At 73.2% G+C, this 291-nt stretch carries 1 protein-coding gene; it reads left to right on the top strand.

The window, feature by feature from the left end; translation table 11 throughout:
• Positions 1-291: HAD family hydrolase (locus J0695_RS43305; protein ID WP_206970276.1), on the top strand; the 291-nt coding region annotated here is incomplete at both ends.

Genomic DNA, 291 nt, shown 5'->3' with positions numbered 1-291 from the left:
GGACGGCGTCGAGGACGTGCTGCGCCGGATCGCGGACGCCGGCGTCATCCTGGGCCTGACGTCGGGGGCCATGGAGGGTGCCGCCAGGACGAAGCTGGAACCGGGCAAGCTCGGCCGCTACTTCCTGTTCGGCGCCTACGGCTCGGACTCCCCGGACCGGGGCGAGGTGACCAGGATGGCCGTCGCGAAGGCCGCCCGGCTGCATGGACGGGATCTCGGCCGTGACGAGGTGTACGTGGTGGGCGACACTCCGCGCGACATCGAGGCGGCGCACGCGGCGAACGCGACGGC

This window comes from Streptomyces beijiangensis (assembly GCF_017315755.1).
GTDB classification, from domain to species: Bacteria; Actinomycetota; Actinomycetes; order Streptomycetales; family Streptomycetaceae; genus Streptomyces; species Streptomyces beijiangensis.
This window is presented reverse-complemented; position numbering and strand designations above follow the sequence as displayed.